Source organism: Desulforamulus ruminis DSM 2154, assembly GCF_000215085.1.
GTDB lineage: Bacteria > Bacillota > Desulfotomaculia > Desulfotomaculales > Desulfotomaculaceae > Desulfotomaculum > Desulfotomaculum ruminis.
The window spans coordinates 2619133-2645731 of sequence record NC_015589.1; the positions used below are offsets into that span (position 1 = coordinate 2619133).

The following is a 26599-nucleotide window of genomic DNA, read 5'->3' on the forward strand; positions in this document are numbered from 1 at the left end:
ATAAGCTATCTCCTTTTTTATTGGGCTTGTACCTACCGGCTCGGTAATGAAAGTATTATAAAAATGGAAAGGCTAAGAGCAAAGTGACCTTTCCCAGAAACCGGTAGAAAATGTGCTTTATTAACACCAAAAAGTTCAGGAGGGAATGAATGGAAAAGCAATTCATTTTGGCTGTTGTTATCTTTCTGATAACCTATGCCTTCATCGTATCGGAAAAAATTCCCCGCACGGTGGCGGCTCTGGCGGGTGCGGTGGTGGCGCTTTTGGCAGGTCTGGTCAGCCAGGAAAAAGCCATCCATTATATTGATTGGAATACCATCGGGCTTTTGGTGGGAATGATGATCCTGGTCTCCATAACCCGGCGAACCGGCGTATTTGAGTATCTGGCCATCCGGGCCGCCGTGACCTCCAAGGGAGACCCCCTAAGGCTGCTGGTCTTATTGGCGGTGATTACCGCCGTTGCTTCAGCCCTTTTAGATAACGTAACCACGGTGCTGCTGGTAGTTCCCGTAACCTTCTCCATCTGCCGGGAACTGCAGGTGAAGGTGGTGCCTTTTTTAATCACCGAGATTATGGCCAGCAATATCGGCGGCACCTCCACTCTGATCGGCGACCCGCCCAACATCATGATCAGCGGCCCCGCAGGCTTGTCTTTCATGGAATTTATTTACAATTTAGGTCCCATTGCTTTGGTTATTTTTATTATAACCATCCCTATATTGCGTTGGATCTACCGCAAAGATCTGAAGGCAGATCCCCAATTAATGGCAAAAATAACAGCTTTAAGTCCGGAGGATGAAATCAAAGATCCAAAACTGCTGAAACAGTCTCTTTTTGTTCTGGCTTTAACCATTTTGGGCTTTGCCTTACACAGCATTACGCACATACCCACCGCCACCATTGCTCTGGCTGGCGCGGTGCTGCTCCTGCTCATCACCCGGGAAGAACCGGAACAAGTTTTAGAAACCATTGAATGGCCTACCATTTTCTTTTTTGTCGGTTTATTTATTGTGGTGGGCTCCTTGGAAGAAACCGGCGTCATTCACTGGGTAGCTGAATCGGCCCTGCGCCTCACCGGCGGGGAGATTTTACCCACAGGTCTGTTAATTTTATGGCTTTCAGCCCTGGCCTCCGCCTTTGTAGACAACATTCCTTTTGTGGCCACCATGATTCCCCTGCTGCAGCAAATGGGTCAAATGGGCGGTATCGCCAACCTGGACCCCCTGTGGTGGTCCCTGGCCTTGGGCGCCTGCCTGGGCGGCAACGGCACCCTGGTGGGCGCCGCGGCCAACGTCATTGTAGCCGGTATGGCTGAAAAACAGGGAACGCCCTTAAGCTTTCTGGGGTTCATGAAAGTGGCTTTTCCTTTGATGATTCTGTCTATTGTATTAAGCACCCTTTATTTGCTTCTTTTCTACCTGCGCTAAAGCTTCTTCATCAAAAACCAACAGGGGAGCCTCCGCTCCCCCTGTTGGTTTTTGATCATTTACCATTCATGATTTTATCCATACCCGATTGGGTGATATAATACTTCCCTTGCTCTTCCCTGGCCAGACCTGCTTCCAGCATCTCCCGAAAGACCATGCGGACTCTGAACAGGGGCAGCTTATTTCCACCGGCATATTCTTCCAGGGTAATCCCCCCTTGCATGGCCGTTAAGGCTCCCACAGCCGTAGGCAACAAGGTTCCGTCGGCGTTAATGCATGCCACTGGCACCACCTCCATCCCGAATTTATTTATTTTTCCCTACTAAAGGTCTTTTTTGCAAAAATACCAATCAACGCATTGATAACCCTGTCCAACCCTTTCTTCCGCCATCTCGGCGGTGCTGGGAGGCGATACGATGACTTGCTCTCCAGGCTGCCAGTTGGCCGGAGTAGCCACCCCATGTTTGTCGGAGGTTTGCAGTGCGTCAATGAGTCTTATAATCTCCTGGGTATTTCTTCCGGTGGTGAGAGGATAATAAATCATGGCCCGGATGATCCCCTCAGGGTCAATAACAAAAACGCAACGGGAAGTTTCCGTTTTGCTTTCCCCGGGCATAATCATGCCATACAAGGTGGCAACTTCTTTATTCAAGTCGGCAATAATGGGAAAGTTTATTTTCACTCCGGTCTTCTCCTGAACATTCCGGACCCAGGCAATATGCGAGTAAACACTGTCAATACTGAGTCCCATTAACTCCACATTTCTTTCCCTTAAAGTATCCTGGATCTCGGCAAAGGCCATAAATTCGGTGGTGCAAACCGGTGTGAAATCCGCCGGATGAGAAAATAACAGCAGCCAACTGCCTTTAAAGTCTTCCAGCTTTACAACCCCCATGGTTGTAACCGCCTCAAACTTTGGTGCAGGGGAACCTAAGCGCGGCAATGAAGCACACTCGCATTGGCCATTTTGATTTACCTTAACTTCTTCCATTGATCTATCCCTCCCGGAAAATATTTATTTTACTACCTAACTATACCAAAGGTATATTACAAATATCTTTCCGAGATATTAATTTAAAAAAATTATACCGGAATAATGGCTTGCCCTTGCTGATATTTACCAATGGCATTCCGTGCTGCAAGGGTTGTTTTATCCGGCAGCCTGCCGGTGTCAAACCATCTCCATTCCAACACCTCTTCCGGTTCGGTCACCTGGGGGCAACCATCTCCTGAAGCCAGCAAATGAAGAAAAACCACGTGTTTATTGTTTTGTATCTCCGAGGCAATCCCCAGAAGCCCTTTAATTTCAATTTGTAACCGGGACTCCTCCCAAACTTCCCTGGTGCCGCATTGTGCCACCGTTTCTCCAAATTCGATCTGACCCCCGGGAAAAATCCAGTAGCTGGCATGATAGCCTTTCTTTTTAAGTCCAAGCAATACCTGTCCCTGGCTATTCACAATCATAACCCGGATGGAAAACTTGGTCCCTGGCTGGCATCCACTCATCTTCTATGGCCCCCCTTGTGTAAGGCAGTTGACCTATAATTACGAGGCCGGGAAGGTACATCCCTGCCGGAAAACCAATAAAGCAATGATTTATTTTTATATCTTTTGGATTGGTCCGGCCAAAAATAAAAAACCGCCTCTAAGGCGGATTTTAAAAGATATTTCTAAGGGTTAATGCTTCTCTTTCAGGCAGGTGCAAAATCATTAGTTTTAGTTCCGACAATTGTCCCAGGGAAAGGGCCATTTCTTTTTCTTCGATGTACGCTTTGGCTTTGGCCAGAGAAAATTCAATATTATCCATTTCCTGATGATCCAACACCACCGGCCACCATTTGCCCATGTGATCCCAATTTTCTTCCATGGCAGCAATTCCTCTGCCCGCCTCATCCCAGTTGGCTTCTTTAATTTCCCGGGTCACCGCATTTAGGTTATGGGTCAATTCCTTGGCCGTGGCTTCCAGCGAATGGTTCACCCAGAAACCTAAGAGAACAATGACCAAAATCAACCCCAGCAGAGCCGATAGTAATCGCATACCTTCTCGAATCCTTTCATGGTTTTTCCTGCTGTCTATTAAACTCCCTGACCTTTAAGCTGATAAAACAGCTTCCCTTCGGTATCCAGGCTGGCCAGGAGAACCTGTTTAAAATGATGAATGCCAAATTTTTCTAACTCCACCCTGAGCCAATCTTTATTTAAATTAATCTTACCAAGATTTTTTTCCAATACCGTTCCGTCAATGATCAAAGTCATAGGGATTCCTTCATAGTGCGTGGGCAAATTTAAATCCGCAGGGTTAACCGGTCTTTTCTGGGATTTAGGAATGACACTGATCTCTCCGCTGGTTTCCAGGATAGCAAACTCAATGTCGCTAATATTAGGGAAGTTTTTGGCCCTTAGCTGCTCCAGCAAATCGTTGATATTATAACGAATTCTTTGCAGTTCTCCCTCAACAATTCTACCGTTTTCAACCAAAACCGTAGGGGTGCCGCAAAGAACTCCCCGTAAACGTTCACTTTTTAAAGAAGAATAAGATAGAGTCACCTCGATCACCAGCAGGATCAAAATGGGAATCACACCACTGATCAAGGGGATGCCGGTACTTTCCATAGGAACGGCAGCCAGATCGGCAATCATAATAATGATCACCAGCTCGTAGGGCTGGAGCTTGCCGATTTGTTTCTTGCCCATCAATCGTAAAGCCACAACCACTAAAATAAACAGGATTGCCGTTCGAATTAACGTAAGAATCATCGCCAACACGCTCCATAGATTGATACTATACCATTATTTCAAATGTACTTTACGATTATGCATTTACCCATTGGTACAGCTTCATCAATTTCAAAAAAATTATTTAAAAAAGTGTATAAACAGAAATCCAAGGGTAACCTAGTTTCGGAAATAATTTATAGAAGGAGGGATCAGATCATGACCGTAGCCACTCAGGTAAAACAGACCCTGGCAGGCTTGAAGAGCGCCCAGTCCAGCCTGGAAACCTTTGCTTTGCAGACTGAAAACCAGAAGGCTAAGAAGCTTTACACCCAGGCCGCCCAACAAACCCAGACCATTATTCAAAGCCTGCAGCCCAGAATTGTAGAGTTGGAAAAAGAAGAACCGCAATATAAAGGTTTCTAAGAGCATAGCCGGTTGAAGTCCGGTTGTCCAAGGGCATTCATCCGACAAGGCCTGATAGGAGTGAGAAAATTGACCGTTGCAGCCCAGATTAAGCAGACCGTGGCCAGTCTCAAGGGAATTCAAGCCACCCTGGATACTTTTTCTTCCTTCGCAGAAGATGAAGAAGCCAAGACCCTGTTAAAGAATAATTCTGAAAAGGTTTATCAGGTGATTGACCGTTTGGAACAAAGAGTGAAGGTTTTGGAATTTGAGGAACCACAGTATAAGGGTTTTTAAACCATCAAAAAGGGGTTGTCCTTATGCCCGATTGGTTAAACATCTTGCTTCGATCCATTGGTTTCTTTGCACTGGCATTGCTGCTTGTACGCCTCATGGGGAAAAGATTTACGGCCAGAGGAAGTCTCTTTGATCAGATGAACATCATTGTTTTGGGGGTTATCGCCGCCTCCTTTTCCATCAATCCCAGTTTGCAAGTGGTCCACGGATTGATTGCCCTGGCCTTATGGAGCCTCTTACCGGTGATCTCTTATTATCTTTCCATGAAATACAAAAGTGTCAAAGACATTGTACAGGGCAAAGAAACCATCCTGATTAATCACGGAAAAATACTGGAAGACAAACTGTTGGAGGCCCGCTTCACCCCGGAGGATCTTTTAAGCCAACTGCGCAGGAAAAATGTTTTTAAAACCGCCGATGTGGAGTTTGCCATACTGGAACCCACCGGTGAACTCAGCGTTTTATTGAAAAAAGACCGGCAGCCCCTGACCGCCAACAGCACAGGATTAAAGGTTGCTTCGGAAAGCGTTCCTCAGACCGTGATGCTGGACGGTGTGATGATGGACGAACCCCTTACCGCCATGGGATTAAACCGTAATTGGCTCCATAGCGAATTGGAAAAGGTGGGGGTCGCTCCTGAAAACGTATTTATCGCCCAGGTGGACTCCTTCGGCCAATTATATTTAGACCTTTTTGACGATGCCTTACAGAGTCCGCAGCCAAAAACCAAGGAACTAACTTATGCCACTTTAAAGAAATGCCAGGCAGACTGTGAACTTTACGCCCTGGGCACCCGGCAGCAGGAAGCCAAAAAAATGTATGCTCAATGCGCCGGCAACTTAGAAGAGGTTCTTCATTCCCTGGAACCTCTGTTAAAAAGATAGGGAGTGCTCGCCATGTCCAATAAGAAAAAGAAAAAATTAACACCCACCCAACAGCAATACCAGACCTTGGCCAAAGCCAGAGAACCCCGGCGGCCTGTACTGGTCAACTGCCTGCGGGCCTTTCTGGTGGGCGGGGTGATTTGTCTCCTGGGTCAATTTATTCAGGATTTTTATCTCTGGAATTTTGATTTTACGGAGAAAACCGCTTCCAATCCTACCGTAGCCACTTTAATTTTTATTTCCGTGCTGCTTACTTCCTTGGGGGTTTATGATCACTTGGCTCAGTGGGCCGGTGCGGGAACCTCCGTACCGGTAACCGGTTTCGCCAATTCCATTGCCTCGGCGGCCCTGGAACACCGCAGTGAGGGTTATGTGCTGGGAGTGGGAGGAAACATGTTCAAACTGGCCGGTTCGGTCATTGTTTTTGGTGTTGTTTCAGCCTTTGTCGTGGCTTTGGTTAAAACACTGTTAACGGGGGTGGGCTCCTGATATGTTGTACGGACACCAAACCTGGGTCTTTCCCGCCAAGCCCACTGTTTTATCTGCGGCTACGGTGGTGGGACCCTTTGAGGCCAGGGGACCCCTGGCCGAAGAATTTGACATTATTCACGGTGATCTGTGGCTGGGACAGGACAGCTATGAAAAAGCGGAAAAGAAAATGATGGAAGAAGCCTGCGAAATAGCGGTGCAAAAGGCCGGGCTGCAAAAACAGGACATTCAGTTTTTCCTGGGAGGGGATTTATTAAATCAAATCATCTCCAGCAGTTTCGCCGCCCGTACGCTGGCAGTTCCCTATTTGGGACTCTTTGGTGCCTGCTCTACTTCCATGGAAGGGCTTGCCTTGGCTTCACTGCTAATTGACAGCCATTCTGCCCAATATGTCCTATGCGGTACCGCCAGTCACAACACCGCGGTGGAAAAGCAATTCCGCTATCCTACGGAATACGGCTCCCAAAAGCCCCCCACCGCCCAGTGGACCGTTACCGGCGCCGGCACCGCTTTACTGGGGCCTGACGGACAGGGTCCCAAAGTTACCGCGGCCACCATCGGCCGGGTGGTGGACATGGGTTTGTCCGATCCTTTTAATATGGGAGCAGCCATGGCCCCTGCCGCTGTGGACACCATTACCGCCCATTTCCGGGATCTTCGCATTGCTCCGGATGAATACGACCTGATCGCCACCGGCGACCTGGGGCGGGTGGGTCATGAGATTGCCAAGGATCTTTTGACCAAACATGACCTGAGTATCCCGGAGAAAATTTTTACGGACTGCGGCTTATTAATTTATAGCCAGGATCAGCCGGTGATGGCCGGCGGCAGCGGCTGCGGCTGCTCCGCAGTGGTTACCTACGGGCATATCTTTAACCAAATGAAAAAAGGGAAATTCAAAAAAGTATTGATTATTGCCACCGGCGCCCTTTTGTCCCCCTTGTCTTACCAGCAAAAAGAAAGCATTCCCTGTATTGCTCACGCGGTTTCCCTGGAGTATGACAGTTAGGAGTGATTTTAGATGGAAGGTTATTTTTGGGCCTTTGTGGTTGGCGGCTTGATCTGTGTGTTCGGTCAACTGCTTTTGGATGTGGGTAAATTAACGCCCGCCCATACCATGTCGCTTCTGGTGGTGCTAGGAGCGGTCCTGGACGGTTTTGGCCTTTACGAACCGTTGATTGATTTTGCCGGTGCCGGAGCAACGGTTCCCATCACCAGTTTTGGCAACTCCCTGGTTCACGGTGCCCTTGCCGAGGCTGAAAGGACGGGTGTGATCGGGATTGTTACCGGAATTTTTGAGGTAACCAGTGCCGGAATTTCCTCTGCCATTATTTTTGGCTTTTTAGCCTCTCTCATTTTCAAACCCAAAGGTTAAAAGAAAGGTGGTTCCTATGGTCTCTCTAGGCAAAGGATTTATGGCGGCCCTGCTGCTCTTTCTCTTTACAACCGGCTGTTCCCTGCAAGGTCCCCAGCAGAAACCCCAAGAACCTCCGGTTAAACAGGTGCAAATCAATGCTGAACTGGCTGAAAAAGTGAAAAGCACGGCCCAATCCGTTAAAGGGGTGGAAGACTCCACCACCGTGGTGGTAAACCAGGAGATTTCCACTGCCATTAAAGTAAGCGGCTTCGACCGTTTTCGTTTGCAGTCCATAAAAGAAGAAGTTCACCAGAAAATTGCGTCCTTTAACAAAGGGTATACGGTTTATGTTACCTCGGACAAAAAACTTTTTAAACTACTGCAGGACCTTGATAAGCAGATTAAAGAGCAGCAGACACCATCCCTGCCTACCATTAAAAAAAAGCTGGATAAAATAAATAAAGATATGCACGGCTAATTTTCCTATTTAACTATTTATTTTTTTCGCTATAATAAAAGGAAACGGTTTTTTTAAAATTGACTCTTTCCTCAAACAAATTATAGTGAAAGGTCGGGTGGGGTTATGAGATTAACCTTAGTTAAAAATTCTTACCGCCAAGCCCATGAGCTTTTAAACGCCAGGCCCGCCATCAAGGAAGAAATTGAGCGTGGTCTGTTAAGCCCGGAGCTGAGTCCGCCGACCCTATCCCGCGTCAACTTTAACGATTTGCTGAAACAGTGGTTGGTTCGGGGCGGCTGGCAACACCATCCCACCCTCTTTTACGAGCCGGTCAACCCTTTAGACAAAATTGAATTTATCAAGGAACGGGTGGGACTGGAAATCGGGTTCCGGCATTCCTCATTGATCGGTCATAATTTGATTAAATTCCAATTCTCCTCGGCTCATTTTCAAGATCCAATTGACGTGGGCGTTTTAATTACAACCACCCGGAATTTTCAAAAATGGATTCGGGGAGACCATCATCATAACTGGTCCGGTTCCATGAACTTTGAAAAAGTGGAGCGCTATCTGCGTCACTTTACCGCCACCATCACCATGCCTATTTATTTAATCGGTATTGATATTGCTTAAAAAGATTTTTTTCTAAAAGAAATGCCCTTATAATGTAATATTATGGGCATTTTGTTTTTTTCAGCGCCTTTTGCCATACAATAAATAAGCAAATCTTTTAAAAGAGGGGATCGTCTTGCAGTTAAAAATAGCCTTGGGCCAAATGGAGATTGTGCCTGGAAGGCCGGATTTAAATAGTACAACCATGTTGGAGATGATCGGTGAAGCCCGGAAGCAGCAGGCGGATATCATTATTTTCCCGGAAATGTCCATCCCGGGATATTTGCTGGGGGACACCTGGGAGCAGGAAGCTTATTTGCAGGATTGTGAGGAATTTGGCAGGCAGATCGTACAAGCCTCCGGGGACATCACCATTTTATTTGGCAACGTGGCGGTGGATTGGCATAAGCGGGGTGACGACAGCCGGGTCCGTAAATACAATGCTTTTTTTATTGCCCAGAACGGCCGTTTAAAGGGGGACGATAATTTCCCCTATCCTTACAGGATTAAAACCCTTCAGCCCAACTACCGGGAGTTTGACGATGATCGGCACTTTTATAGTTTAAAAAAGCTGGCCCAGGAATTAAACCGGCAGCCGGAAGATCTGCTGAGTCCGGTTTTCATCACCATAAAAGGTCGGAGATTGGGTCTGGGCTGCCTTCTCTGTGAAGACGGCTGGAGTGACGATTACTTCACCAAACCCATACCCATCCTGGGCCAAAAGGGCGACGTTCATCTCTTCATTAATATTTCCAGTTCACCTTTTACCCTGGGCAAAAATAACAAGCGTAATCGCATCTTTGCCAAACAAGCTGCCGAGGCCGGGGTTCCTCTGATTTATGTTAACAATGTAGGGATTCAAAACAACGGGAAAACCATCTACACCTTTGACGGCTCCAGCACGGTTTATAGTAAAAAGGGCGAAGTGATTTATTACAGCAGCAAACCCTTTCAAGCTTCCCTGGACACGTTGGAGCTGGATCTGGAGACCGGGGGCACCGATGCCGCCCCGGCAGAGATTTGTGATGACCATACCACCGGCTACATTTATCAGTCCTTGGCTTACGGACTTAAAAAATTTACGCAAGCCATTGGAATCAGCAAAGTGGTGATCGGCATCTCCGGAGGAATTGATTCCGCCGTATCGGCGGCTTTATATGCCGGGGTCATGGGTCCCGAGAACCTGCTGCTGATCAATATGCCCAGCCAATTTAATTCCCAAACCACCCGGAACCTGGCCCTGGAGCTGGCCAAAAACTTAAACTGCCGCTACACCGTGTTACCCATCCAGGAATCGGTGGATTATACCACCCGGCAGATTCAGGAAACCCCGGTGATTCATCCCCTCACCGGAGAAGAAACCCGGTTAAAGCTGAGTCCTTTTATGATTGAAAACATTCAGGCCCGGGACCGTTCTTCCAGAATTTTGGCCGCCGTGGCCGCAGCCTTTGGCGGAGGTTTTACCTGCAACGCCAACAAAGCGGAAACCACCGTGGGCTATTCCACCTTATACGGAGACCTGTCCGGTTTTCTGGCCGTCCTGGCAGACCTCTGGAAGCACCAGGTCTACCAACTGGCCCATTACCTGAATAGCGAGGTTTATGACCGGGAAGTTATTCCCCAGGGCATTATTGATATTGTTCCCAGCGCTGAACTCAGTTTCGACCAGGCGGTGGATGAGGGCAAGGGAGATCCCCTGGTTTACCCCTACCACGATTACCTGTTCCGCTCCTTTGTCCAGTGGTGGAATAAAGCCACTCCCGAGGATATTCTGGTCTGGTATAAAGAGGGCAGCCTGGAAGAAAAGCTGGGCTGTACCCCGGGACTGGTAAAAAAGCACTTCCCCACCGCCGCTGCATTTATTGCCGATTTGGAGCGCTGGTGGCGTCTTTATAACGGCATTGGGGTGGCCAAGAGAATACAATCTCCTCCCATCCTGGCCGTAAGCCGGAGGGCCTTTGGCTTTGACCACCGGGAGGCTCAGAACGGGGTTTATTTTACCCGGAAATATTTGGAGCTCAAAAAGCAGCTATTATCTGAATAATAGAAAATGAAAAAATAGAACGCGGATTTTCGTTGATTGAACGGATTCACACGGATTTTATTATCTTTTATATAGTAACCCCGGAGGGAAACTATAAAAGATCATTCCAAAATCCGTGCCAATCCGTATCATCCGTTAAATCTGCGTTCCATTGTTTCTGTTATAAAGCACCGACAAACGGGCTAACCTCTCCTGCAGCTCCGGGGTCAGACTCCCCGGACGCAGCCTCCACTCCCAGTTCCCTCCCACTGTTCCGGGGAAATTCATGCGGGCATCGCTGTCCAGGCACAAAATATCCTGTAGAGGAATGATGACGGTATTGGCAGCGGTGCTAAAGGCCACTTCAATCATTTGCCAGCAAATATTCTCCGGGAATGTTGTCACCCCGTCAAGATATTCCTTTAAATATTGATGCAGAAAGGCCGCCTCCTGGGGGTCCTCCAGCAGGAGCCCTTTGTACCAGCCCAGGGTGGTGTCATTGTCGTGGGTGCCTGTATAAACTACGGTGTTTGACTCATAATGGTGTGGTAAATACAGTTCCTTTTCACTGCTGTGCAGATGAAATTGCAGCACCTTCATGCCGGGAAAATGAAATTGATCCTTTAATTCATAGACTTCCGGGGTAATCAATCCCAGGTCCTCGGCAATGACCGGCATATCTCCCAAATGCTTCATCATGGTTCTAAAAAATTTCTCTCCGGGTCCCTTCACCCACCGGCCCTGAACGGCGGTTGGCTGCCCGGCCGCAATCTCCCAGTAGGCTTCAAAGCCCCTGAAATGGTCAAGCCGTACGATATCAACGGTTTTTAACAGACTGTTGAAACGTTCCCGCCACCAGCGGTAGCCGTCTTTCTCCATCTCCTCCCAGCGGTACAAAGGGTTTCCCCATAACTGGCCGGTTTCGCTGAAATAATCCGGAGGCACCCCGGCCACCTTGGCCGGATTGCCCTGTTCATCCAATTCAAAGAGACGGGGATGGGCCCAGGCGTCGCTGCTGTCATAGGAAACAAAGATGGGCAGATCGCCAATGATTTTAATTTCCCTGCTGTTGGCATATTTCTTAAGATTCAGCCATTGGGTGAAGAAAATAAATTGGACAAAGCCATGGTAGGCTATTTCCTCCGCCAGCAAAGTGCGGTAATGGGCCATGGCCCTTTCTTCTCTCAGAGCGATGGACGATTCCCATTGATTCCAGGGTAATCCCTTGAAATAATTTTTTAAGGCCATAAAAAGGGTAAAATCTTTTAACCAAGAAGCCTCAAAAATAAATTCTTCATAACCAGAATCTTTCTTTTTTCTTTTAAAATTTTGGTAAGCCTTTCTCAAAAGCCTTTCTTTGTATTCCCTAACAAGTGCAAACTGAACCCGGCTTTCGCAAAACTCCGGCACTTCCTGTAAATCGTCCTTTAAAAGAAGCCCTGCGGCCCATAAGCGGTCCGGGCTGATCAACAGGGGATTGCCGGCAAAGGCCGAGTAGCATTGAAAGGGGGATTCGCCATAACCCGGCGGGTTTAAGGGCAGGATTTGCCATAGTCTTTGTTTGGCCCCTTGTAAAAAATCAATAAAGTCATAGGCCTCCTCACCCAGGTCGCCGATGCCGTACTTTGCCGGCAATGAGCTTGGATGAAGTAAGATACCGCTTTCCCGGTCAAATATCATGATCATTCCCGTCCATTAATAATTTGCCCTCCAGTGGTTGCAGGGACAGGGACAACATGCCGTCCTGGACTTTAAAAATTTCTTTTTCCTGAAGCAAATTCGATAAATTCCTGCCGGAGCAACACCATCTGCCGACATCCAGAGAAAGGCCCACCGGTCTTTCAGTATCCGCGTTAAAAAGAATTACCGCCACCTGATTGCTTTGAGGCCGGTTAAATACGTCCAGGCCTTTTTGGATCAGCCGGACATATCCATAAACCCGGCCTTGGGTCTGCAGTGAAATCCACCGGCCGGTCTTCAATACAGGAAAACGGTGTCTCAGGGCAATGAGCTTGCGATACCACTCCAGCAGCTCTTTGTTCTCTTTGCCCCAGGGATAGGTGGCCCGGTTTAAGGGATCGCCGTAACCGTGCATTCCGGCCTCATCTCCGTAATAAATGCAGGGCACTCCCGGAAAGGTCATTTGAATCAAAGAGAGCAGCTTTAACCGCGCAATCCCCAATTCCGTCTGTTCCCGGGTAAAGCGGTAGGCCCTTTGCTCCTCCTTGGTCAGGGTTTCTTCGGACGGGGCTCCGCTTAAAAGGGTTAAAACCCGGGTGACATCATGGGTCCCCAGCAAATTCATGGTAGAATAAAAATACTGCAGGGGATAATTTTCATACAGGTTCATTAAAGCCAAATGGGTCTCCCGGGCATCGGCGTGTCCCAGCAGGAAGTCCAGCCAAATTTTTCGGAAAGGATAATTCATCACCGAATCCAATTCGGAGCCCAGCAGGTATTCCCGCAGAGCACCGTAACTGACCTTGCGGGAGGCGTCTTCCCACACTTCCCCAATGAGAACGGACTGGGGATTGACGGATTTCATGGTACGGTAAAACTTCTTTACAAATTCCTCGGGAAGTTCATCCACCACATCCAGACGCCAGCCGCTGGCGCCCAGTTTCATCCAGTGTTTGAGCACGCTGTCCTCTCCGTCGATGATGAAATTCTGATAAGCAGGGTCTAATTCATTTACATTGGGCAGGGTATCAATGTTCCACCAGCAATCATAGGAATCCGGATAGTTAAAAAACCGGTACCAGGAATAATAAGGTGATTCTTTGGACTGGTAGGCCCCCAGTCCGGGATAGCGGCCTTCCTTGTTAAAGTAAACGCTGTCGCTTCCGGTATGACTGAAAACCCCGTCCAGTATAATACGGATCCCCATTTCCCCCGCCTTTTGACAGAGCTCCTGGAAAATACGGTTGTCTCCGAACATGGGATCAATTTGCTTATAGTCGCCCGTGTCATATTTATGATTACTGGAGGCTTCAAAGACGGGGTTAAAATAAATGACATTGATGCCCAGTTCTTTTAAATAAGGCAGCTTGGCCATCACTCCGGGCAGATTCCCCCCAAAAATGTCGTAGCATACGGTCTTCCCGGTTTCCGGATCTTTGCCGTAAGCCGGAACCGCCTCCCAGTTGGGATAAACAATACAGTGTTGTTTAAGATTGAGAACTTCCCCTGAACCATTATAAAAACGGTCCACAAAAATCTGGTACATGACCGATTCCTTGAACCAGTCCGGCGTTGAGGCGTTGGGGGCATGGACGGTTATCTGGAAGGAAGGCGGTTCATGGGACCACACCTGCCCCACCCCACCCAGATCGCGGTGGTTGTTGCCGTAGTAATAGTCCCGCTCATGGTGCCGCACGATAAAGTAATACCACAGCAGCCCCGGAGTGTCCGGGGTTAAAATTTGAGCTCGGTAGATAAATTTCTCCCGGGTTTGCTCCTCCAGTTCCATGGCAACTTTCTCTTCCCCATGCATTTTCCAAAGTCTCAGAGTCACGGAATCCGGAGGTGTGGAAGCATAGACCTCCACCCGCAGGTTCACTTCTTCAGCACAAGGAACAGCCCCAAAGGGGCTGCGGAAAAAGTGATTATGTGTATCATGAAGAATTTCAATTGGATTCACAGTATCAACACCCTTATTCCTTTATGCTTCTTATTTACTTTTAAGGGTTTATCAGCATCTTATACAAGTTTTGATATTTTAGTGCGGATTTATACCAACTAAAATCACTTTTCATGGCATTTCTGACGATTTTGTTCCAAATTTTCTTCTGCTGATATAAATCAATGGCTTCTTTCAGGGTAAACAACAAGTCATGGGCATTGTAATTGGCAAAACGGAAACCATTGCCCTCTCCGGTCATTTCGTTATAAGGTTCAACGGTATCCATTAGACCCCCGGTTTCCCGGACCACCGGGATACACCCGTAGCGCAAGGCAATGATCTGCCCTAGCCCACAGGGCTCGGTGAGAGAAGGCATAACAAAGATGTCCGCCCCTGCATAAATCACATGGGACAGGTCCTCACTGAAGGTAATCCAGGCTGCCAATTTGTCCGGATAATTCCCGGCCACGCTGCGGAAGAAGGCTTCATATTTTTGTTCCCCGGTCCCCAGTATCACCATTTGCACATCCAGCGCCAGCAGTTCTTCCAGGATGTGGGCCAGTAAATCCAGCCCCTTATGACCTACCAGTCTGGAGACCAGGGCCAGCACGGGAACATCGGCCCTCTGGGGAAGCTGAAAGCAGCTCTGCAAGGCTTTTTTATTTTCTCGCTTCTTGGCCGGCGCCTTGCCATGGTAGTTTTTGCTTATGAAGGGGTCTGTCCAGGGATCGTACCGTTCATAATCAATGCCATTCACAATGCCTTGCAGTCTTTCGCTTCTCTGCTTTAAAGAGCCGTCCAGCTTCTCACCATAATAAGGCATTTGAATTTCCCGGGCATAGGTTTCACTGACGGTGGTGATCAGGTCTGAATAGTGAATGCCGCCTTTCATAAAATTCACCTGATCATAGAATTCAATGCCTTCCGGTGTAAAATATTCCTGGCCTAACCCCAGCAGGTCCCCCAAAATTTCCCCCGGGAAAACCCCCTGATAGTTTAAATTATGGATGGTAAACACCGTGCGGAGCCGTTGGTAAAAGGGATCCGTCCCATAATGGGCTTTTAAAAAAACACTGACCATTCCCGTATGCCAATCGTGACAATGGAGAATATCCGGAACAAAATCCAAATGCGGCAGGGCCTCCAAAACCGCCCGGCAGAAAAAAGCGAAACGTTCCGCCTCATCCCCATGATCGTAAAGACCCGGTCGGTTAAAGTAATATTCATTATCAATGAAGTAAAAGGGAACCCCTTCAAAGATTAACTCCTGTACGCCACAGTACTGTTTTCTCCACCCCAAGGGGACGGTCAACTCTTTTACAGTCACCATGGCCTGTTTGAAATGATCCGGTATATCTCCGTATTTCGGTAAAACAACCCGGACATCCAGTCCCTGTTTGCGCAATTCTCTGGGCAACGACCCGATTACATCGGCCAGACCCCCTGTTTTAACAAAGGGAACCCCTTCCGAGGCCACAAATAGCACTTTCATTCTTTGTGCACCTCCCCATATTAAATGACCGTTCTTTTCCGGATAACCAGCGGGTAATGCTTCTCCCCCTTCAGGTGCTTGCCTCTGGTTACCACCACCTGTTTTTCAGAAATAACATTTTCTAAAAGAGCATCCTCTTCAACCACACAGCTTTCCATAATCACGCTGTTCCGCACGCAGGCTCCTTTATGAATCTTCACACCCCTGAATAAAATGCTGTTTTCCACCGTCCCCTCAATGACGCATTCATTTGCCACCAGCGCATTTTGGGTTTTTGCGGTCTCCTTATAGCGGGTGGGAGCGCCGTCTGCCACCTTGGTATAAATAACGCCATGTTTAAAAAATAATTCCTGTCCTATCTCCGGTGTTAGCAGGTCCATATTATGCTGGTAATAGCTCTGAATGGAATCAATGTAAGCCAGATAACCCTGGTGCCGGTAACCGTAAATCTTCAATTTATGCAGGTTTTTGATCAGCCCGTCCTTTACAAAATCACAGTCCCCCCGGGAGGCGCAGCCGTTAATCAAGTCCACCAGCAGGGATTTTTCCATGATGGCCATTTCCATAAACACCTTTCCGGCCTTCCGGTCCACCGGATTCATTGCCATATCCACCACTCTCCCGTCATCCTCCGTTTCAATGACGGTGCAATGGGCTAAATTTTCTCTGCCGGTACTTACTTTATAGAGAATGGTCATATCCGCCTTGGTCTCCTGATGAAAACGGAAGGCCGCTTTATAATCCAAATTGCAGATCATATTGCTCCCACTGATGATGACATATTTTTGCCTGCTGAAGTCAATGTAATCCAGATGACTGCAAAAATGTCTCAAATCCCACCGGTAAATGCCCATGGGATAATGAATTTGCGCCGGAGGCAAAAAGAAAAGTCCGTCCCTTTTGCGATCTAAGTCCCATTCCTTGCCCCGGCCCATGTGGTCCAAGAGTGAGCGGTATTTTTGGGGCGTAATAATTCCCACATTCCGTATGCCCGAATTAACCATATTGGAAAGTACAAAGTCAATAATCCTGTAGCGCCCGCCGGTGGGTACAGCGGCCACCGGACGGTAATAACTAAGCTCCTTTAAAAATCCCTCATTTTCCATTAAATTAATAATCCCCATGACATCTTTCATTCCCATCACCCCCATCCGGCATACGCTGAAAAAATCCTCTTTCCTTTAGGCGCAACTGCCCAAGAGCGCACATTTCTTGCTGACCTTAACATCCTTGGGTACCACAATATTCCCGGCCACCACCGTTACGCCGGAACAATCCTGGTTGTTGCATTGCTCGCACTTCTGCTTGCGGCAGCCAATTTCGCAGTTATTCTCCACCACGGTATCCACACCGATAATGGCTTTCTCAATTTTAACATTCTCTCCGATTTTAACGTTGGGCATAATGATGGAATCTCTGATTTGACTTCCTTCTCCAATGGTGACTCCCGGGAACAACACGGAATGGCAAACGTCTCCATAAACGAGGCATCCTTCATTGACCAAAGAGCAGCGTATTTTTGCAGTGGGTGCAATATATTGAGGTGGTTGTGTGGGATTTACGGAGTAAATTCTCCATTGTGCATCGTTGAGATTTAATTGGGGATCGTCCACCAGTAGGTCCATATTCGCCTGCCAGAGACTTTCAATGGTTCCGACGTCCCGCCAGTACCCTTTAAAGGGATAGGCAAAAAGCCGTTCCTTTTCTTTTAGCATCAAGGGAATAATATTTTTGCCAAAATCATTACTGGAGCGGGGGTTCCGCTCGTCTTCTTCCAGATAATTTTTTAATAGCTGCCAGTTAAATATATAAACACCCATGGATGCCAGATTATTCTTAGGGCTAGCGGGTTTTTCCTCAAACTCCAGGATTCGTTCCTGGGGGTCTGTGTTCATAATGCCAAAACTGCCGGCTTCTTCCCAGGGTACTTCGATAACGGCAATGGTGGCATCCGCCTTTTTTTCTTTGTGATAATCCAGCATCAAGGAGTAATCCATTTTATAAATATGATCTCCGGAAAGAACCAGCACATAAGTGGGGTCGTATTGATCCACATACTCAATATTCTGATAGATGGCGTTGGCGGTGCCCTTGTACCATTCTCCCCCCAATTCTTTAACGAAAGGAGGGAGTACGGTGACCCCACCGTTTTTACGGTCCAAATCCCAGTGACTGCCAATACCGATATAGGTATTTAAAGCCAGCGGTTGATACTGAGTTAGTACCCCAACGGTATCAATGCCGGAGTTAACGCAATTACTCAAGGTGAAATCAATAATACGGTACTTTCCGCCGAAAGGAACCGCCGGCTTCGCCAGTTTTTTCGTTAAAACCCCCAGCCGGCTTCCCTGTCCACCCGCCAATAGCATGGCAATGCATTCTTTTTTGCCCATAAAACCCCTCCTTTGGTTGCACCCTAAATTTCTGTCCGATAAATCGAAACCACCTGTTACCGTACTGCTGGTTTAAGAAAAACAACGGCTAAAGGTGGTATTTTCATTTCCAGGGAGAAGGGTTGATTATGCCAGGAAATCTTCTCAGCCCGTAAAATCCCGTTATTCTGTCCGGACCCTCCATAAATTTCCCAATCACTGTTAAAGACCTCCCGGTAGGCAACCCCCTGGGGCACACCGATGCGGTATCCTTCCCGCAGGACCGGAGTAAAATTACAGAGGATAATGGTAAAATCCCTTAAATCCCTGGCCTTTCTCATAAAGGTAATAATACTTTGATTGTTGTTGTGGGGATCAATCCATTGAAACCCTTCGCCGTGATGATCCAACTGCCAGAGGCTTTTTTCCCTTTGATAAAAATGATTCAGTTCCCTTACATAGCAATGCAGCTTTTGGTGCAGGTCATAATCTAATAAATGCCAATCAAGGCTCTGGTATTCCTGCCATTCTAAAAACTGTCCAAATTCCCCTCCCATAAAGAGCAATTTTTTCCCGGGATGGGCCATCATATAGCCGTACAGGGTTCTTAAATTGGCAAATTTTTGCCAGTAATCTCCAGGCATTTTATTGATCAATGACTTTTTCCCGTGCACCACCTCATCATGGGAAAGGGGAAGAATGAAATTTTCGGAGTAGGTATACATAAAAGAAAAGGTTAATTGTTGATGGGCCCACTTACGGTGAACCGGGTCCATTTCCATATATTTTAAAATGTCATTCATCCAGCCCATATTCCATTTATAATTGTAGCCCAGTCCTCCCAGATAAGTGGGTCCCGTGACCCTGGGCCAGGCAGTGGATTCTTCGGCAATCATCAGTGCCTGAGGAAATCGATCAAACACCACTTCGTTCAGCTTTTTCATAAAAGCAATGGCCTCGAGGTTCTCCCTGCCTCCGTAAACATTGGGGACCCATTGACCGGGCCCCCGGCCAAAGTTCAAATAAAGCATAAAGGCCACGGCATCCACCCGCAAGCCGTCGATATGGTACAGGTCCAGCCAGAACAAGGCGTTGGAAATTAAAAAGCTGATCACTTCCGGCTGACTGAAATTAAAATTCCGGGTCCCCCATTGCTGGTTATCCGCCCGCAGGGAATCCGGGCCTTCATAAAGAGGTGTACCGTCAAAATTGATCAGCCCGTGGCTATCCCGGCAGAAATGACCGGGTACCCAGTCTAAAATCACACCCAAACCCTTTTGATGGCATTGATCCACAAAATACATAAAATCATGGGGATTCCCGTAGCGGCTGCTGGCTGCAAAGTAACCGGTGGTTTGATAACCCCAGGAACCGTCGTAAGGATGCTCCATAACCGGCAGCAGTTCAATATGGGTGTATCCCATCCCCAGTGCATAGTCAACTAATTGGTGAGCCAGTTCCCGGTAAGAAAGAAAACAGCCGTTCTTTCTCCTCCAGGAACCAAGATGAACTTCGTAAATATTGACCGGTCGTTCATAAACAGGACAAGCGGACTGCTCCTGCCGCCAAGATCCGTCCTGCCAGGGATAACCCGCCAGGGAAAAAATCTTGGAAGCCGTTGAAGGTCTGCTTTCGGCAAAAAAACCGCAGGGATCTGCTTTTAAATACACCTCCCCCCTTGGTGTATGAATCTCGTATTTGTAAAGCTCCTCATCTTTCAACCCGGGAATAAAAAGGGACCAAACTCCTGATTGCCCGATTTTTTTCATGCAATGAGCTTGTCCCTGCCATTTGTTAAAATTACCAACAACCCGTACATCCCTGGCATTGGGAGCCCAAAGGGTAAACCGGACTCCTGACGCCCCTTCTGCTTCAACCCGATGGGCACCGAATACTTGGTAAATATTAAAGTGATTTCCCTGGTGAAATAAATACAAATCATACTCGCTGGGTATTTGGGGAAGATAGCTTATACCAATTCCACCCTTCTTATGAATTGGATTCCGGTGCGGATAATAAAAGATCATACCCCTTTTCGTTTTTCACACGTTACCTGTTAATCTTATTTATAGCATACTATATTTACTAAAAAATTCCTATAGATTTATTAAAAAGTTTCACTGCGAATATCGAGTTGTCACGCCTCTTCACGGCATTTTAAGACTCATTTGTCCTTTATTTTTAATGCTTGAATTTGCGATAACACCCTAATATTCTGAGGGCTATAATTTGCTTATCAACTTCCCTCAGGGCCCTGTAAACAGCCGGATTCTCTAAATGACCATCCAGATCAATAAAGAAAATATATTCTCCCAGCCGGGTTTTGGCAGGACGGGATTCAATTTTCGTCAGGTTAATTCCTTCCCGGGCGAATTCTTTAAGAATATTATACAACGCCCCCTGCCGGTCATGGATATGCAGCAGCAGGGAGATTTTGTACTCTGCCGGTTTTTTCTCCGCTTCTCCCGGTTTTTCTCTACCGACAACAACAAACCGGGTATAATTATTTTTCATATTCTGGATGTTTTCGCAGACCTTTACCAGGTTATAGCGTATTCCGGCCTCGGCGTTCCCGATGGCCGCCACCCCCAAGCCGCATTCACGGATAACCCGGGCGGCCGCGGCAGTACTTACCATTTCCTGCAGCTTGGCCCCGGGAAGCTGCTGGGATAAAAATTCGCTGCACTGGGCCAAGGGCTGGGGATGGGACAAAACCAGTCCGATTTGATCCAGGGTTGTTTCCGGCCTGGCCAGTAAGTGGTGCTGAACCGGAACAATGATTTCACCGGTAATACTCAGAGCTTCATTCCTAACCAGCAGGTCTAAAGTCCTTACCACCGTTCCTTCGCAGGAATTTTCCAGGGGAAGCACGCCGGCGTTTAATGTCCCCTGGACCACCGCCTGACAAACCGCTTCCAGTGTGGAACAAGGGGCCAGTAAATCTTTGCGGTCTCCCGCATACAGTAAGGCCGCTTTTTCCGAATAAGTGCCCTCGGGCCCTAAATAGCCAATACCCTTCAACGCAATCCCTCCCAATTCAATTTATAAAACAAAAAAGCCTCTCATCCGAAAGGGACGAGAAGCTATGCTTGCCGCGTTACCACCCTAGTTGACACCCGTAAGTGCCCACCTCTGACAGGTACGGGAAATAAAATCCGATACCCGCTTCCCTGTAACGGGGGAAGAGTTCGGCCTGACCTACCACCCCTAAGGGTTTCAGCCGGCATCTTCGGAGAGAACTTCAATCAGCCATGTTTGAAAACACTCCCAGTCTATGGTGTTTTCTCCCTGGAAAACTGGGTCCGACCTACTTTGCTCCTGCATCGATGTTGATATGAATTGGAAGTATTTTATCATGCCACTGCTGATAATTCAAGATGAATTCACTTCCTGGCCTCCGGCGGCTTTATCTTAAAATATCTCAAAAGCAAAGATAAAAACAATGAGCAGTGCAATGCCCAACAGCAGTGAATAGCTGATTAATTTCTTTTCAATGGGCTGTAATTCAAAATATTCATCTTCATAGCTTGCCGGCGCTGCAACCACCTGATCTGTTTCTCGAACTTTTTCTTCCGTCATGTGCTTTCCCTCCTTACCCTATTTATCCTCCAATTACCGGCGGCATAATACCGTGATAGAACAACCAGGAAATGAAAAGACCGACCCACAAAATGAAGCCAAAGAGGCATACGGTGTAAACCGCCACGATGCGCCCCATGCCGGCATCCCAGAGCTTGCGAACATTGGTGATAAGACCGATGGAGAAGAAGCATAAAGCAAAAAAGACCGTTCGCAGGGCATTGGCCTGATTAGAGCCTGCTTCAGCCAGCTTGACCAGTTTGGGGTCCGACAATCCGATAAATAACAGGATAAAAAAAGTCAGGGCAAAACCAATGACAAATTTGGGGAAGCGATCCCAAATCTCCTTGGCGGATATTTTACAACGCTGGGCTGCGGCCACCCCTTTTTCATTAAGCCTGTAAATAGACCAGATAATGGCTAAAATAAAGGCCCACACGCCAATAAAGATATCAATAAAGATCTTTGTGGTGGTGGCGGCCATTAGCATCCAGCCCTCTTCATACTGTACACCGGATGTGGCTTCCACCTTGGCCCTTACCAGCGAATCCGTAATAGCCCCGCTGGCCACCGCGCCTCCGTCGCTTTTTACCGCCAGGCCCATCCAGGCGCCGGCAACCATGGGCTCCTCATAGAGGAAAGCCTGGGCGAACCAAGGTAAAATTAACATTTCCACCGCTACAAAAACAATGATCACGGCAGACAGAATGACCGGAACAATGGGACGGGAACGAATGGCGCCCCCGGTGGCAATGGCCGCGGAAACCCCGCAAATGGAAATACCGGAAGCCAACGGTGCGGCCCACTCCGGAGTAAATTTGAAATATTTCCGGGATACAAAATACACTACCGGCCAATAAATTAAATAGGCCTCAACCACCGCGCAAAGTCCCCGGATGATGACCGTAGTAGCCAAACCCATGGCTCCCACGGTTTTGATCCCGATGGCCGCGCCAAGGATAACAATGCCGGTTTTAATGAACCATTCGGGCTTTGCCGCTTCCTCCAAATATCTTGCCGTACCGGGCATAAAATTGCCAATAATTAGACCCACAATCATGGCTAGGATAAAGCCCATTTCCCCTAGGCCCAATGACCATGAAATCCCTAATTTTGTCTGGGTATCGGGGGTTGCGGCGATGTAAGCATTGTTCCCCAAAATCATGCAAAGATTGGTTATGATAAAAATAATGGAAAAACCGGCCATATACCTTTTTACGTTGGCGCCCATGGCTGCGGCGCCAATGCTGGTTAAAACCAGCAAGAAGAGGTAGGTTAGAATCAATGATGTGATGCCGGACATACTTTCCGCATAGGCCTTGGATATGGGAGCAAAGGACTTGCTTATATCCGTCCAAACGTTGTTTTTAACCACCCATCCCAACAGTTCATTGCCAAAAACCGGGCCAAGGCCTAGTAAGAAGATAAAAAGACCGAGCCAGACAGCCCACCAGTCTTCATTTTTAAGCATTGGCACCTTGCCGCATACCGAAGCTTTACCTTCTTCAATCATTTTTTCCCCTCCTTATTAGGTTTTTGGAAATCCCCTTCGCCTTTTCCTTCATATCCCACCCCCTTTTATTAAAATATTTTGATAATTCAATCATATTATACAATAATTCCTTAGCCCGAAAGGGCGAATTATGTCGACGCTGATTTATGAAAAAAAAGTAAGAGGGTCATTACTTACTAAATCATATTAAGCCTCCCTCTCTTATATTAAAAAAACTTGACCCCCACCAAACTTTATTGCAGGCCGGAAGCCTCCGGTACCCTTTCTGTTCGATTCAAGATCCAACAAAAAAAGAGCTGATGCGGAAAGACCTAGAAAGCCTTCTAATGCAACGCTCCTTATTTACTAAAAAAGAATAGAGCACGGATTTTACGGATTTCCACTGATTCACACGGATTTTTTAATTTTTAAATAAAATCCGCGTAAATCCGTATTATCCGTTCAATCCGCGTTCTATTCTCTGCCGTTCTTTTAGCGTAATATTTAAAAAGTAGTTTGCCACACTCCCAATTCTTTAATTTAAACCAGCCGAATGTCCGTTCCTAAGACACCAATAACCTGATTTTCTATCCGTATGGGCACCGATACCGTGAGGCAGGGCTGCCTGGTGATGGCGGATATATATACCGGAGAAGTATAGCATTCTCCCGTCATGGCCCGCTGCCACCAGTCCCGTACTCTGGCATTGGCTAAAGCCGCCGCCGGAACAGAGTAAACAAACCTGCCGCCGGCATCATTGGACCAAATGGCTTCTATGTCCGGGTTATGATCCTTCAGTGTCAAAAGAACGCCCCTGTGCAATTCAACGTCCATGCTTTTGATGTCACTTCCCTGGGCACATTCCTTTAACATCCTGCCCACCTCCTCCACCCTTGAGGCCGTCTGAGTCTCTACGGTATAAGTCAAGGGATTTTTATCCACCACCTTTTTCAATTCCTCCGCCAGCTTCGCCATCATTTCCCCGGTGTGAACAATGGCCTCCAGATCTTTGCTCCGGGCATTTAGCCGGGCGGACATTTCTTGGAGCCCCTGATTTACGTCTTTAAAAGTCTCTTTGACCGTACCGTTAACCCTTTGAATTAAAGCAAAACTGCCCTTAAACACATCCTCTACATTGTGAACCTGTTCTGTCATTGAAGTAGAAGTTTCCATACTCTTGCCGATACTGCCAACCACTTCTTTTACATCCCCGCTCATTTCATCTAAAACCTTGGCGGTTTGTTTAACGGCATCCGCCGTTCGATCCGAAAGTTTGCCAATTTCTTCGGCCACCACACCAAAACCCCGGCCGTGTTCTCCGGCCCGGGCGGCCTCAATGGCTGCATTTAAGGCCAGCAGCTTTGTTTGTTCGGAAATTCCGCCAATGGCTTCAGATATTTGCTGCACTTGATCCACCGCTTCCTGCAGGGTTTTAACCTGTTCTCTTAAAAGGCCATGGCTGGCGGTGATTTCTGAGATAAATCCGTTCACTTTGCCAATGGCCCGATTGCTTTCCTGAACCGCCTCTTCACTTTCTATAAAATCTTTCTCCAGTAAATCTCCGGTGTCTTGCAATTCACCGGTTAAATCCTGCATATGCTCAAAGGCCCCGTGAATATCCGATGTGGCCTGTACGGATACCGCCATCTGGTCCGAGGCAGCCTGCACCTGTTGAGAGGAAAGCTGTATTTCCTGGGCCAGAGATCTGGCTTTTAAAATCAGATCGTAAACAGCAGCAAACTCCTGCTTGTTTTCTGTTGGTCCGGAGTCCATGGGAAACTGAATCTGCTGCCAATGGTTTATGTCCCTTTCAATATGGCTTAATGCACTTTTGCATTTTTCCAGCTTCCTATAGGCAATGATCCCCACCACCAGCGACGCCGCCAGGAACCCGGCCAAAAATGATACCGCAGTCATGACTTACCCCCTAATAGAAAAAATAAGCCTGCCTCCTTAAATAAAAGGAGACAGGCATCTTTGCCGTTCTAATGATGATACGCCGTTGTATCAGTTCAGTAAATTTTAACACATTATTCATAACTAGGATATACTTCCATGCTAATATATACATGTATACTTTCGCTTTTCGTCCTGCTCTAAAGACGGTAAATTGTCTATATCGTTTATCATTACCTTATTTTATACTTGGAATCTTTATGATCCAAGAGATTGGGGGAGATTTATCATGCGCAGGGTAAGAATCTTTGCCTTGGAACCCGGTCAAAAGGTCGGCAGGACCATTTATAGCAGCATGGGAGAAACCCTGCTGGAAGCAGGAGTTACTCTAACGCCAAAGTACATTAATACGCTCATAAAGATGGGTATCCCTTATATTTATATTGATGACGGTCTTTTAACCGACATGGTGGTGGACGATACCGTCAGCCTTGAAACCCGGATGGCCGCAGTCCAGCAAGTAAAGAATATTTTGCTGGAAACCAAGGAGTCCGGAAGGCTGGTGATTAAACCGGAGGCCATCTACAGCACTGTGCGAAATTTTACCGACCAACTGTTGTCGAACAAATCCCTGATGGTAAACTTAGTCGATCTCCGTACTCAGGATGACTACACCTTTGCCCATTCGGTCAATGTTTGTATTTTATCCCTGATGGTGGGCATCACCCTGAATTTTTCCCGTGAAGCCTTGGCTTTACTGGGAATTGCCGCCTTGTTGCATGATTTGGGCAAAGTCAATATTCCGGATAGGATATTAAACAAACCGGCCAACCTTACTCCGGAAGAATATGAAATCATGAGAAAGCACACCTTATATGGTTATGAAATCATCCAATCCGCCAAGGGTTTTGATGCAACAACGGCGGTGATTGCTCTGCAGCACCATGAATGTTATGACGGTTCCGGGTATCCTCAGGGCATTAGCGGAGAAGCCTTCCTTGAGATGGCGCAGATTGTTGGCATTGCAGACAAATTTGACGCCTTGACAGCCAACCGCATTTACAGAAAAGCCTTCCCTGCCCATGAAGCCTATGAGATGTGTGCCGCATCGGGTAATTTTCTGTTTAAGGCCAATATTGTGAAAGCCTTTCTCCAAAATATTGCGGCCTATCCCAGCGGGTCACTGGTGGAACTGAATACAGGGGAATTTGCGGTGGTAAAGGATACGCCCCGGGGGCTCTCCCGGTTTCCGGATGTGCGAATTTTATACGACCGGCATCGTCGGCCCCTCCCCTTGTTCAAAGAAATATCTTTATCCAAAACCGTGGGCTTAAGCATCGTAAAAGTTTTAAATGAAGAAGAAATTCGTTCCCTGGTAGGCCAGTAAACCAGGGAATTTTGTTTTTGCCAGCCTGGATTTTAGAGTATATAAATCCCACTAAATGTAAATATTATTTTTATCTGACTCATAATCTAG

At 47.4% G+C, this 26599-nt stretch carries 26 protein-coding genes; 11 read left to right on the top strand and 15 right to left on the bottom strand.

Annotation, left to right across the window (positions count from 1 at the left end):
* The first annotated feature begins 149 nt into the window (after positions 1-149).
* On the top strand, positions 150-1427 hold the full coding sequence (locus DESRU_RS13020; RefSeq protein WP_013842551.1) for an ArsB/NhaD family transporter: 1278 nt from the start codon (positions 150-152) through the stop codon (positions 1425-1427).
* A 55-nt stretch (positions 1428-1482) separates the two neighbouring features.
* Here DESRU_RS13020 and DESRU_RS13025 read toward each other — a convergent pair whose 3' ends face one another.
* From DESRU_RS13025 to DESRU_RS13045, 5 genes are all read right to left on the bottom strand, one after another.
* Complete coding sequence (locus DESRU_RS13025; protein ID WP_013842552.1) at positions 1483-1710, bottom strand: hypothetical protein; 228 nt, start codon at positions 1708-1710, stop codon at positions 1483-1485.
* 39 nt (positions 1711-1749) lie between these two features.
* Positions 1750-2418 (bottom strand): peroxiredoxin, encoded by a 669-nt coding sequence (locus tag DESRU_RS13030; RefSeq protein WP_013842553.1) that lies wholly within the window; start codon positions 2416-2418, stop codon positions 1750-1752.
* A gap of 92 nt (positions 2419-2510) precedes the next feature.
* Positions 2511-2933, bottom strand: coding sequence for an NUDIX domain-containing protein (locus tag DESRU_RS13035; protein WP_013842554.1), 423 nt, complete (start codon positions 2931-2933; stop codon positions 2511-2513).
* A gap of 151 nt (positions 2934-3084) precedes the next feature.
* Positions 3085-3465 (bottom strand): DUF4363 family protein, encoded by a 381-nt coding sequence (locus DESRU_RS13040; protein WP_013842555.1) that lies wholly within the window; start codon positions 3463-3465, stop codon positions 3085-3087.
* Between the two features lie 38 nt (positions 3466-3503).
* A complete protein-coding gene (locus DESRU_RS13045; RefSeq protein WP_013842556.1) occupies positions 3504-4184 on the bottom strand; it encodes a YetF domain-containing protein in 681 nt (226 codons plus the stop codon).
* 177 nt (positions 4185-4361) lie between these two features.
* Between DESRU_RS13045 and DESRU_RS13050 the strand changes: the two genes are divergently transcribed.
* The 9 genes from DESRU_RS13050 to nadE all read left to right on the top strand — a co-directional run bounded on the left by DESRU_RS13050 (position 4362) and on the right by nadE (position 10690).
* Positions 4362-4568, top strand: coding sequence for a DUF1657 domain-containing protein (locus DESRU_RS13050; protein WP_013842557.1), 207 nt, complete (start codon positions 4362-4364; stop codon positions 4566-4568).
* Between the two features lie 60 nt (positions 4569-4628).
* Entirely contained in the window at positions 4629-4844 is a 216-nt protein-coding gene (locus DESRU_RS13055) for a DUF1657 domain-containing protein (RefSeq protein ID WP_333541714.1), read from the top strand.
* Positions 4845-4867: 23 nt separating this feature from the next.
* On the top strand, positions 4868-5728 hold the full coding sequence (locus DESRU_RS13060) for a DUF421 domain-containing protein (RefSeq protein ID WP_013842559.1): 861 nt from the start codon (positions 4868-4870) through the stop codon (positions 5726-5728).
* Positions 5729-5740: 12 nt separating this feature from the next.
* On the top strand, positions 5741-6217 hold the full coding sequence (spoVAC, locus tag DESRU_RS13065) for a stage V sporulation protein AC (protein ID WP_013842560.1): 477 nt from the start codon (positions 5741-5743) through the stop codon (positions 6215-6217).
* A 1-nt stretch (position 6218) separates the two neighbouring features.
* Positions 6219-7226, top strand: a complete 1008-nt coding sequence (spoVAD, locus tag DESRU_RS13070; protein WP_013842561.1) for a stage V sporulation protein AD — start codon at positions 6219-6221, stop codon at positions 7224-7226.
* A gap of 12 nt (positions 7227-7238) precedes the next feature.
* A complete protein-coding gene (gene spoVAE / locus DESRU_RS13075) occupies positions 7239-7592 on the top strand; it encodes a stage V sporulation protein AE (protein WP_013842562.1) in 354 nt (117 codons plus the stop codon).
* Positions 7593-7608: 16 nt separating this feature from the next.
* Entirely contained in the window at positions 7609-8052 is a 444-nt protein-coding gene (locus DESRU_RS13080; protein ID WP_013842563.1) for a YhcN/YlaJ family sporulation lipoprotein, read from the top strand.
* Positions 8053-8157: 105 nt separating this feature from the next.
* Positions 8158-8667 carry a BglII/BstYI family type II restriction endonuclease gene (locus tag DESRU_RS13085; RefSeq protein WP_013842564.1) on the top strand — a complete coding sequence of 170 codons (510 nt, stop codon included), beginning with the start codon at positions 8158-8160 and terminating at the stop codon, positions 8665-8667.
* Positions 8668-8782: 115 nt separating this feature from the next.
* On the top strand, positions 8783-10690 hold the full coding sequence (nadE, locus tag DESRU_RS13090; protein ID WP_013842565.1) for an NAD(+) synthase: 1908 nt from the start codon (positions 8783-8785) through the stop codon (positions 10688-10690).
* Between the two features lie 135 nt (positions 10691-10825).
* Here nadE and malQ read toward each other — a convergent pair whose 3' ends face one another.
* The 10 genes from malQ to DESRU_RS13135 all read right to left on the bottom strand — a co-directional run bounded on the left by malQ (position 10826) and on the right by DESRU_RS13135 (position 25143).
* Positions 10826-12349: a 4-alpha-glucanotransferase gene (gene malQ / locus DESRU_RS13095; RefSeq protein WP_013842566.1), complete on the bottom strand. Its 1524-nt coding sequence runs from the start codon at positions 12347-12349 to the stop codon at positions 10826-10828.
* A complete protein-coding gene (locus DESRU_RS13100; RefSeq protein WP_013842567.1) occupies positions 12339-14309 on the bottom strand; it encodes a glycoside hydrolase family 13 protein in 1971 nt (656 codons plus the stop codon). The genes malQ and DESRU_RS13100 overlap by 11 nt, the downstream gene beginning before the upstream one ends.
* 40 nt (positions 14310-14349) lie before the next feature.
* Positions 14350-15783 (bottom strand): glycogen synthase GlgA, encoded by a 1434-nt coding sequence (gene glgA, locus DESRU_RS13105; protein ID WP_013842568.1) that lies wholly within the window; start codon positions 15781-15783, stop codon positions 14350-14352.
* A 20-nt stretch (positions 15784-15803) separates the two neighbouring features.
* On the bottom strand, positions 15804-16919 hold the full coding sequence (glgD, locus tag DESRU_RS13110) for a glucose-1-phosphate adenylyltransferase subunit GlgD (RefSeq protein ID WP_013842569.1): 1116 nt from the start codon (positions 16917-16919) through the stop codon (positions 15804-15806).
* Positions 16920-16964: 45 nt separating this feature from the next.
* The gene (locus DESRU_RS13115) at positions 16965-18176 is read right to left on the bottom strand and encodes a glucose-1-phosphate adenylyltransferase (protein ID WP_013842570.1); all 1212 of its coding nucleotides are present in this window, start codon (positions 18174-18176) and stop codon (positions 16965-16967) included.
* A gap of 56 nt (positions 18177-18232) precedes the next feature.
* On the bottom strand, positions 18233-20182 hold the full coding sequence (gene glgB / locus DESRU_RS13120; RefSeq protein ID WP_013842571.1) for a 1,4-alpha-glucan branching protein GlgB: 1950 nt from the start codon (positions 20180-20182) through the stop codon (positions 18233-18235).
* Positions 20183-20336: 154 nt separating this feature from the next.
* Positions 20337-21176 (bottom strand): prephenate dehydratase, encoded by an 840-nt coding sequence (gene pheA / locus DESRU_RS13125; protein WP_013842572.1) that lies wholly within the window; start codon positions 21174-21176, stop codon positions 20337-20339.
* A 390-nt stretch (positions 21177-21566) separates the two neighbouring features.
* Positions 21567-21734 carry a hypothetical protein gene (locus tag DESRU_RS20900; RefSeq protein WP_013842573.1) on the bottom strand — a complete coding sequence of 56 codons (168 nt, stop codon included), beginning with the start codon at positions 21732-21734 and terminating at the stop codon, positions 21567-21569.
* Between the two features lie 22 nt (positions 21735-21756).
* Entirely contained in the window at positions 21757-23247 is a 1491-nt protein-coding gene (locus DESRU_RS13130) for a putative sulfate exporter family transporter (RefSeq protein WP_013842574.1), read from the bottom strand.
* A gap of 519 nt (positions 23248-23766) precedes the next feature.
* Positions 23767-25143 (bottom strand): methyl-accepting chemotaxis protein, encoded by a 1377-nt coding sequence (locus DESRU_RS13135; RefSeq protein ID WP_013842575.1) that lies wholly within the window; start codon positions 25141-25143, stop codon positions 23767-23769.
* A gap of 268 nt (positions 25144-25411) precedes the next feature.
* Here DESRU_RS13135 and DESRU_RS13140 point away from each other — a divergent pair, with 268 nt between their 5' ends.
* Entirely contained in the window at positions 25412-26509 is a 1098-nt protein-coding gene (locus DESRU_RS13140) for an HD-GYP domain-containing protein (protein ID WP_013842576.1), read from the top strand.
* The last annotated feature ends 90 nt before the right edge of the window (positions 26510-26599 follow it).

What these genes read in the sequence shown, in the direction of transcription:
- DESRU_RS13020 (WP_013842551.1), top strand. Translation starts at nt 150, where the DNA reads ATGGAAAAGCAATTCATTTTGGCTGTTGTTATCTTTCTGATAACCTAT.
- DESRU_RS13030 (WP_013842553.1), bottom strand. Translation starts at nt 2,418, where the DNA reads ATGGAAGAAGTTAAGGTAAATCAAAATGGCCAATGCGAGTGTGCTTCA.
- DESRU_RS13035 (WP_013842554.1), bottom strand. Translation starts at nt 2,933, where the DNA reads ATGAGTGGATGCCAGCCAGGGACCAAGTTTTCCATCCGGGTTATGATT.
- DESRU_RS13040 (WP_013842555.1), bottom strand. Translation starts at nt 3,465, where the DNA reads ATGCGATTACTATCGGCTCTGCTGGGGTTGATTTTGGTCATTGTTCTC.
- DESRU_RS13045 (WP_013842556.1), bottom strand. Translation starts at nt 4,184, where the DNA reads ATGATTCTTACGTTAATTCGAACGGCAATCCTGTTTATTTTAGTGGTT.
- DESRU_RS13050 (WP_013842557.1), top strand. Translation starts at nt 4,362, where the DNA reads ATGACCGTAGCCACTCAGGTAAAACAGACCCTGGCAGGCTTGAAGAGC.
- DESRU_RS13060 (WP_013842559.1), top strand. Translation starts at nt 4,868, where the DNA reads ATGCCCGATTGGTTAAACATCTTGCTTCGATCCATTGGTTTCTTTGCA.
- spoVAC (WP_013842560.1), top strand. Translation starts at nt 5,741, where the DNA reads ATGTCCAATAAGAAAAAGAAAAAATTAACACCCACCCAACAGCAATAC.
- spoVAD (WP_013842561.1), top strand. Translation starts at nt 6,219, where the DNA reads ATGTTGTACGGACACCAAACCTGGGTCTTTCCCGCCAAGCCCACTGTT.
- spoVAE (WP_013842562.1), top strand. Translation starts at nt 7,239, where the DNA reads ATGGAAGGTTATTTTTGGGCCTTTGTGGTTGGCGGCTTGATCTGTGTG.
- DESRU_RS13080 (WP_013842563.1), top strand. Translation starts at nt 7,609, where the DNA reads ATGGTCTCTCTAGGCAAAGGATTTATGGCGGCCCTGCTGCTCTTTCTC.
- DESRU_RS13085 (WP_013842564.1), top strand. Translation starts at nt 8,158, where the DNA reads ATGAGATTAACCTTAGTTAAAAATTCTTACCGCCAAGCCCATGAGCTT.
- malQ (WP_013842566.1), bottom strand. Translation starts at nt 12,349, where the DNA reads ATGATATTTGACCGGGAAAGCGGTATCTTACTTCATCCAAGCTCATTG.
- glgA (WP_013842568.1), bottom strand. Translation starts at nt 15,783, where the DNA reads ATGAAAGTGCTATTTGTGGCCTCGGAAGGGGTTCCCTTTGTTAAAACA.
- glgD (WP_013842569.1), bottom strand. Translation starts at nt 16,919, where the DNA reads ATGAAAGATGTCATGGGGATTATTAATTTAATGGAAAATGAGGGATTT.
- DESRU_RS13115 (WP_013842570.1), bottom strand. Translation starts at nt 18,176, where the DNA reads ATGGGCAAAAAAGAATGCATTGCCATGCTATTGGCGGGTGGACAGGGA.
- glgB (WP_013842571.1), bottom strand. Translation starts at nt 20,182, where the DNA reads ATGATCTTTTATTATCCGCACCGGAATCCAATTCATAAGAAGGGTGGA.
- DESRU_RS20900 (WP_013842573.1), bottom strand. Translation starts at nt 21,734, where the DNA reads ATGACGGAAGAAAAAGTTCGAGAAACAGATCAGGTGGTTGCAGCGCCG.
- DESRU_RS13130 (WP_013842574.1), bottom strand. Translation starts at nt 23,247, where the DNA reads ATGATTGAAGAAGGTAAAGCTTCGGTATGCGGCAAGGTGCCAATGCTT.
- DESRU_RS13135 (WP_013842575.1), bottom strand. Translation starts at nt 25,143, where the DNA reads ATGACTGCGGTATCATTTTTGGCCGGGTTCCTGGCGGCGTCGCTGGTG.
- DESRU_RS13140 (WP_013842576.1), top strand. Translation starts at nt 25,412, where the DNA reads ATGCGCAGGGTAAGAATCTTTGCCTTGGAACCCGGTCAAAAGGTCGGC.